The sequence below is a fragment of the Protofrankia sp. CiP3 genome (genome assembly GCF_917627345.1).
GTDB lineage: Bacteria > Actinomycetota > Actinomycetes > Frankiales > Frankiaceae > Protofrankia.
On record NZ_CAKJTM010000132.1, the window covers coordinates 1 to 7014 of the forward strand.

8 protein-coding genes and 2 pseudogenes are annotated in these 7014 nt (G+C 65.4%); 3 read left to right on the top strand and 7 right to left on the bottom strand.

Features of this window, described 5'->3' with window-relative positions; translation table 11 throughout:
• Window positions 1-197: 197 nt before the first annotated feature.
• Window positions 198-269: pseudogene (locus MJ797_RS27640) on the top strand (transposase); the annotation flags it as partial.
• 17 nt (window positions 270-286) lie between these two features.
• Here the strand turns inward: MJ797_RS27640 and MJ797_RS23925 are convergent.
• The 4 genes from MJ797_RS23925 to MJ797_RS23940 are packed head-to-tail and all read right to left on the bottom strand — an operon-like array spanning window position 287 to window position 3066.
• A complete protein-coding gene (locus MJ797_RS23925; protein WP_239341486.1) occupies window positions 287-943 on the bottom strand; it encodes a transposase in 657 nt (218 codons plus the stop codon).
• Window positions 904-2586, bottom strand: coding sequence for a recombinase family protein (locus MJ797_RS23930; RefSeq protein ID WP_239341488.1), 1683 nt, complete (start codon window positions 2584-2586; stop codon window positions 904-906). Before MJ797_RS23930 ends, MJ797_RS23925 begins: the two co-directional genes overlap by 40 nt.
• A gap of 7 nt (window positions 2587-2593) precedes the next feature.
• Complete coding sequence (locus MJ797_RS23935) at window positions 2594-2863, bottom strand: hypothetical protein (RefSeq protein ID WP_239341491.1); 270 nt, start codon at window positions 2861-2863, stop codon at window positions 2594-2596.
• Window positions 2860-3066, bottom strand: a complete 207-nt coding sequence (locus MJ797_RS23940) for a hypothetical protein (protein WP_239341493.1) — start codon at window positions 3064-3066, stop codon at window positions 2860-2862. Before MJ797_RS23940 ends, MJ797_RS23935 begins: the two co-directional genes overlap by 4 nt.
• Before the next feature lie 62 nt (window positions 3067-3128).
• On the opposite strand from MJ797_RS23940, the gene MJ797_RS23945 reads away from it, so the two are divergent.
• On the top strand, window positions 3129-3308 hold the full coding sequence (locus tag MJ797_RS23945; protein ID WP_239341496.1) for an AlpA family transcriptional regulator: 180 nt from the start codon (window positions 3129-3131) through the stop codon (window positions 3306-3308).
• A gap of 5 nt (window positions 3309-3313) precedes the next feature.
• Here the strand turns inward: MJ797_RS23945 and MJ797_RS23950 are convergent, their stop codons facing one another.
• From MJ797_RS23950 to MJ797_RS23960, 3 genes are all read right to left on the bottom strand, one after another.
• Complete coding sequence (locus tag MJ797_RS23950) at window positions 3314-3664, bottom strand: hypothetical protein (RefSeq protein WP_239341498.1); 351 nt, start codon at window positions 3662-3664, stop codon at window positions 3314-3316.
• A gap of 543 nt (window positions 3665-4207) precedes the next feature.
• On the bottom strand, window positions 4208-4657 hold the full coding sequence (locus MJ797_RS23955) for a hypothetical protein (RefSeq protein WP_239341500.1): 450 nt from the start codon (window positions 4655-4657) through the stop codon (window positions 4208-4210).
• A 2-nt stretch (window positions 4658-4659) separates the two neighbouring features.
• Complete coding sequence (locus tag MJ797_RS23960; RefSeq protein WP_239341502.1) at window positions 4660-5661, bottom strand: hypothetical protein; 1002 nt, start codon at window positions 5659-5661, stop codon at window positions 4660-4662.
• A gap of 71 nt (window positions 5662-5732) precedes the next feature.
• Here MJ797_RS23960 and MJ797_RS23965 point away from each other — a divergent pair.
• Window positions 5733-6977: pseudogene (locus MJ797_RS23965) on the top strand (NF041680 family putative transposase); the annotation flags it as partial.
• Window positions 6978-7014: the final 37 nt, after the last annotated feature.

Sequence of the window (7014 nt, forward strand, 5' to 3'; positions counted from 1 at the left end):
AGAGCGTGTTTCAAAACCCCATTCAAGATCGCTTTCTCATTTTGATCAATAACTTATGTACCCATCTAGACGGATATAGGAAGTAGAGATTTTCTTGATCTACCGGGTGGCGGTGCCCAAGGGAAAAGGACATCTCGTAGCTATTCGCTCATATAAATGATCACAGTGAAGATCGTAAAGAGTTGTCAAACACGCTCTTAACCCAGGAACGGATCAAACGCCGACCCGTCCTCGGCGGCCTGATCAACGAATACGAACGAGCCGCCTAAAACGGTTCTGGCGACGATCACGTGACGGCCTGGTCCCCGAGTTTCCTGATCAAGACGCGCTTTCGGAGCAGGTCGAAGTTCGCGCGTCCGTACATTTGTCGTTTCAGCATCTTGATCCGGTTCACGGTGCCCTCCACGGGCCCGGAACTGTGCGGCAGCGTGAGCCCGGCGACGACGGCGTCGTGGTCGTTGCGCAGGTGACGGGCGAACGACGCGAGTGCGGGCAGCGTGTCGCCGTCCACTCCGTCGATCCATGTGTCGAGGCGCTGGCCCTCGAGCTTGGTGACCATGCGGGCGAAGTCCGCGACGTGTGCGGCGAGCGTGTCGAGTTCGGTGCTGCGAGCGAGGACGCTCTTCAACGCGAGCTGGTCGTCGGCGTCGAGCCGGTCCGGTCGGGTCATGAGCCAGCGCACCGTCTCACGCACCGTGGGCGGGACCGGCCCGGCGGGCGGGACGGTACGGCCGTCGCGGAAGCGGCGCAGGTAGCGACGGACCAGCTGGACCGATCCGCGGTAGCCCAGCTCGACGATCTCGTCGGTGAGGCGGGCGGCGTCGGTGGCGCCTTCGTTCCACCGGCGGTGGAGATGCTCCTTGTACGGGTCGATCTTGCTGTGGCGTTCGGTGGACTTCGCGATCAGCTCGTCGATGCTGGTCGCGTCGGCGAACCGGCGCACGGTCTGAATGTCGAGGTGCAGGATGCGGCTGACCGACGAGCGGCTGTGGCCCTGAGCGAGCAGATCCTGGACCTCAGTGTCTCGCACTCTGGGTCACCGCCCGATAAGCTGCCCAACAGCTTCTGATGCGGCACGCTTCCGGTGATGCGAAGCCGAGGCGTGATCGTGTTGTCGAGAACGACTACCTTCACGTTTAGTAGCCGAAGCACCTCGCGCTGCTGCTCCAAGGCCATCTCGCCAAGCCGCGTGGCTGCACGCTCCGCAAGCTCCCACATCTGCCGCATCCGGTCCGACTCGGCGCGGCTATCCGCCTGCCACTGCTCCAAGGCTGCCTCGCGCGTTCGCGTTGCCGCGAGGTCGTCTTGCAGCTCAACCCGAGCGGCATCCAACGCCCTTCGCTCGTCCGGCGTGTCCGCAAGGAGAGCCGCCTTTGTCGCTCGAACAAGCGCGCGTTCCAGCTCTGCGATCCGACGCTGTACGGCGGCAAGCTGGTCCCGCTCGACCGTGACCTGTGATGCACGCAACCCGAGATAGTCGCTCGCCAGAGCTAGCAGCTTCTCAGGATGGCTGAGCAGGTCTACCACGGTCGACCACACCCGCGCCTCGACGGCGTCCGAGCTCAAATAGAGGCAGTCGCAGCGGGTTTGGTCGTTCACGCGCCATTTACGCCGGTGACACCGGTATTGCCGCAGGTCGCGGTCGTGGCGCCACACGCCGTGGTAATATGACCCGCACGGTGAGTACATCCGAACCGACAGCGGGTAGGGGCGGTTCGGTCGTCTGTCGCCGTATGCCTTCGCCGCGAGCGCCCGTTGCAATGCCTCGAACCGCTGTTCGCTGATCAGCGGCTCTAACTTGATCATCACGGGCTCGCCGAATTTGCCGGTGGCAACGTGTCCACCGCTTCGCTTCCTCGGCTTCGCCCACCAGCACTCGCCGATCAATGTCCGCGAGGACAGAACCCGCCTCAGGTTCTGGTGCCCCCACTCCCCACCTTTGCGCGGTAGCAAGCCATGCGCGTTCAACCGGCGGCAGCACTCGCCGGTGGTCAGGCCCTCATCGACGATCCAACCGATCGCCGCGCGGAGCATGGCCCGTTCGTCGGGATTAACCGCGATCACGCAGTCGCGGCCCCCGCCTTCCCGGCGGTAACCGTACGGTGCGTCACCGCCTGGCCAGCCGCCCCGGCGCGCCTTCGCGTGCTGGCCGCGCGCCATTTGCTCGACAACGTTGTCACGGTCCAGCTCGGCCAGCCCGATGAACATGTGGCGGACGAACCGGCCGCTCGCGGTGGACGTGTCGACGTCGTTTTCGATCACGACAAGCGCGACGTCCATTTCCTCCAGCTTCGCGGCGAGCGCCAGGCCGACCCGGGCGGTTCGCGCGAACCGCTTCCAGTTCAGGACAATGACCACGTTAACTTTTCCTGCGCGGCAATCGGCCATCAACCGGTCCCACTCGGGACGAGATTCGACAGTCCCCGTGTATCCTTCTTCGACGTAGGCGTCTACGACCTGCCAGCCGCGAATGTCGGCGACCGCCCGCCCGCGCCGCTCCTGGTCCTCAAGGGACGTCCCGTCGACCTGCTCTTCTGTCGAGACCCGCGCGTAAACCCCGGCCTTCATGCGTTGTGTGTCGGACACAGTCTCCTCAATCACGGTTTCGTTGGGCGACCTGGCGTGACTTGTCTAGGTGAGCGACCCAGCCGCGCCGCAAGATCACGGCGTACGCCTCCACCCCGGCGTCTTTGGTTGCGTCGTCCGTGCCCGGCGCCTCGGCAGCCAGAACCGACCGGATCAACGCGGACTTGTGGCGGGAGTCGTGGCCCGGCAGATACTCGGCCCTAACGTTCGAGCCACAGCCGCACAGGCACTTTGACGCAAGCTCACCGGCGGGTTCGCCGGACACCTCCGGGCTCACCGCGCATCAACCTCGAACACGAGCACGTCGGTCGTGCTGTTGGGATTCTGGATCACGTCTTCATAGATCGCGTTCGTTGGCAGCAGCGCCAGCGAACTGATCAGCTCACCGACAGCGGTCTTGCCCGCGATCGCTTCAACTTCGCGACGTTCCGGTCGCTCTCCTGACATCGCAGTCGCCCTTCCAGGGTTGGGTGTCGTCACCCAGGTCCATTAAGTCTGTCTTTAGAGACAGTATCTCCAAAGACAGACCTAGCGTTAGAGACATGACCCTGGTCGGGATCCACGAGCTCGCGGAGATGATGGGGGTGTCGCGGACGCGCGCCGACCAGCTTTCGCGGCGCGAGTCCTTCCCAGAGCCGGCGGTCCACCACGCACGGGTGCGGCTATGGGACGAGGCGGAAGTCCGCGAGTGGATCCGGACATACCGATCCGACGACACGTAGTCACTTTACGCCGTTGGGTTGTCGTTAACTGTTGGAATTGACATGGGGTTGTCCTTCGTCGTGGACTCGGCAGGGGTTGGCGCCTTACGCGCCCGGGACGCCTTCGCCTGACGCACTACGCGCGACCTCTCCAAGTGCGCGGCCCAGCCCAGGGCGGCCAGCCGCTTCGCGGCGTCGCGGCCTGCAACCTTTGCCTCGCGGTTGGTGTTGGGTGCCTCTCCAGCGAGTATGGTTTTGATCAACTGGCTCTTGAGCTTCGCGTCGTGGCCGACCGCGAACCGGCGGACGACGGTCGCGCCGCAACCGCATTCACAGGTGCGCGGAGCCTTGCCGGTTCCTTCGGTGTTAGTGGTCATCGGAGGTTTCCTTTCGGTAGTTCTGCGGTAATCAAGGTTGTTCCGACACGGACTTCGCCGACAGGTGTTAGTAGTCGGCCGACCAGCCCGAATTTCACATCAGTTTCTGGGATTTCGGAACACGCCGATCGAAATTAGTGCGGGGTCCGTGTTCATTTCGGGCTCCTTTGTGGGGTGTTTTCCTTATATGATCATCAAAACATGCTTCTTGTCTCTTAGGCAAGATGTTTGGGCACAACGAGCAGACAGGCAGATCAAAACGGGTACATAGAGCAGGGTCGTAAAGGCCCATGGAAAGCGGACCACCCGCGCGCGGCCGGGCGGCACAGCCAAGTGGTCCGCAGTATCGACGTCAGACCCTATCTAGCTTCTCAGCCCGCGCGCGGAAATAGCGTTCGAGTTCTTCCGGTCGGTACTTCCCTTGCCCGTCTACGATGAACATTTCCGGGAAATTTTTACGATCCCTATCCGCGCGCCGACGCGTCTCCTTAGCGGTGTTATACGACACGTTCACGCCTTCGCTTCGGCACCACTCCGGCAGCGTCACGAGACCCTCCCAGCCTGTGCCTGTGCCTGTGCCTGCCGCACAGCCTGGCCGGTCAGAGCCACCTGTGCCTGTAGGCACAGCGCCAGGCACACCCCTGGAACACCCCCCGGGGCGGGCTGCGCGCCCCCGGCGGCAGGGTGGTCCGGGTCCCTACGCGGGCTCGGCTCTTGAGGAGAAAGGCACAGCTCGTTAATCTCCTCCGGGGTCGACCACGGCAACTGGACGTCGACCTTTTCGCCGTCCATGAAGACCAGCGCGCGGCCCTTCGGTCTGCTCGGAACGTCCGACACCTTGCCGGTCTCTTGCGTGATCATCCTTACAGCGTTGCCTTTGATGCGCATGCACACCCAGGCGCCGATGCTGTCGCGCATCGCCGCGCCGCCGAAGCTGGCGACATCTGGCCGCTGACCGACGAAGACACAGCGGATACGCGCCGAACCGCCCATCGTCAGGATTCGCTTGGGAGCGCGGGCAGCTGGCGCGACCGCAGGAGCCCTTTCTCCTTTGTCTCCTTCCAGTGGTCGCGGATCTCGTCCATGGTGGCCGTGCACTCTTCGATGACTAGGACCCGGTAGTCACCGGGCCACTCCTCGTCGCCCGTCATTGAGTTGATCTCAATCCGAGCTGACATTTCCCGCCCAACATCGATGATCGCTTGCGATATCTGCTCGATGTTGTGTCGAACGACGTTCACGCCCGGAACTCCATCGAACGCGCGGCCGAGCGACGTGCCTTTCGAATCACACACCGTGATGTCCCGTGCGCCGTGGTAGTACGAGTAGCCGATGATGAATCGGAGCAGCGTGCTTTTGCCAGAACGTGTCCGGGCGATCAGGGCGATGTGAGGGGCATCCGCGTCAAGGTCAATGCGGACCACCCGGCCGCCGCTCGCCACCCCTATCGGGAGCTGGTGGATGTCCCCTTCCAGTAGGACATCCCTGCACCGTGCGAACTCTACGTGCTTGGGCGGCTCCGCCGGGTGTCGAAGCGTCAGTGTGTGCGTCTCCCAGTCGGCCGTCCCCACCCACTGACCAGGTACGCGACGGTTTATCAGCCGCCCGATGGCTGCGACCTGGCGATCCTCACCGGTGAAGCCATCCGGCAACCTCACAGTGACGGCCGCGTCGTCCTCGCGCGGAGCAACCGGGATGGTCAAGAAGTCCCTCGGGTCGTCCAGCTCTGGATCGGCGCCGATCAGCCGCGCCAGTGCGGGCCAGATCCGGTCGCGACGTTGGGTTGCGTCGGTGCGGCATTCGCGCCTGGCCACCCACGCGGCGCCACTCGCGACAACTCCCGCGCCCCACAGGGAGCCCGCTCCCGCGATGAGCGGCTCCCAATTCTCCGCCACCCACGCTGCGGTGCAGAAGCTCCCGACAGCAACGTCGGAGGCTAGGTGGATGGCGCCGACCGGGTGTTTCGCGACCACAGTTCCGGCCACGGCGACGGGCACCCCGAGAACCGGCACTTTCACCCATCCCGGCTTCCCCGCAAGCGGGTTGACTACGGGCCGTTTCTCGACGGTACAAGGCTCTCCACCACGGCACGCTGGACATCATCGCGTTTCAGGCATCGCTGGCCAGGCAGCGGCTGCCGCGCGCCACAGACGGCCGGCTGGTGCTCGGGGTGGACGTCAGCCCATGGCTGCGCCCGGACGCGCCGACCAGCCCGGACCGGCTGTTCTGCCACACCCACGGCCGAGGGGCGGGCAACGCCCAGCTCATCCCCGGCTGGCCGTACTCTTTCGTCGCTGCCCTCGAACCCGGCCGCACCTCGTGGACAGCCATCCTCGACGCCGTCCGCCTGGGCCCCGACGACGACACCACCGCGGTCACCGCCCGCCAGCTGCGTGAGCTGGTCGGCCGGCTCGCCGACGCCGGCCACCACACGCCCGGTGCCCCGGACATCCTCATCATGTGCGACGCCGGCTATGACGTCACCCGGTTGGCCTGGCTGGTGGCCGACCTGCCCGTGGTGCTGTGCGGGCGGTTACGTTCCGACCGGGTGTTCCGTTTCCCCGCGCCGCCACGGCCTGCGGGGGCCGACGGCCGGCCGCCGCGGCACGGCCCGGAGTTCGGTCTCGCTGACCCGGCCCGCTGGCCTGAGCCCGCCGTGGCCACCAGCACGGATACCAGCCGCTACGGCCGTGCGGTCGCTACCAGCTGGGACCGGTTGCATCCCCGGCTGACCCGTCGGGCGGCCTGGGAGGGACACTGCGGCGAGCTGCCGATCCTGGATGGCACCCTGCTGCGTCTCGCTGTGGACCGGCTGCCTGGCGACCGCCAGCCCACGCCACTGTGGCTGTGGATCTCCGCTGTCGGTGCTACCGCGGCCGATGTGGACCGCTGGTGGCGGGCGTTCCTGCGCCGTTTCGACCTGGAACATACCTTTCGTCTGTTCACGCAGACTGTGGGCTGGACCACGCCGAAGGTCCGTTCACCCGAGGCCGCGGACCGGTGGACGTGGCTGGTCATTGCCGCCCACACCCAGCTGCGGCTGGCCCGCGGTCTTACCGATGACCTACGCCGCCCCTGGGAGCGACAAGCCCGACACGGACGACTCAGTCCGGCCCGCGTCCGCCGGGGGTTTCGGAACATCCGCCCGATGGTGGGCCTGCCGGCCGGTGCGCCGAAACCTTCCCGGCCTGGCCCCGGGCGCCCGGCGGGGAAGCCCAACGCGCGGCGCGCCCCACAGCACCCCGTCGGAAAGAACATCAAAACGGGCACGGCGCCGGATGCCAGGGAGAAGCACGCAGGTCAAGCAGGTTAAAACTCAAGCTAAGTGGTCGCAGCCGGAAGTTCGTCCA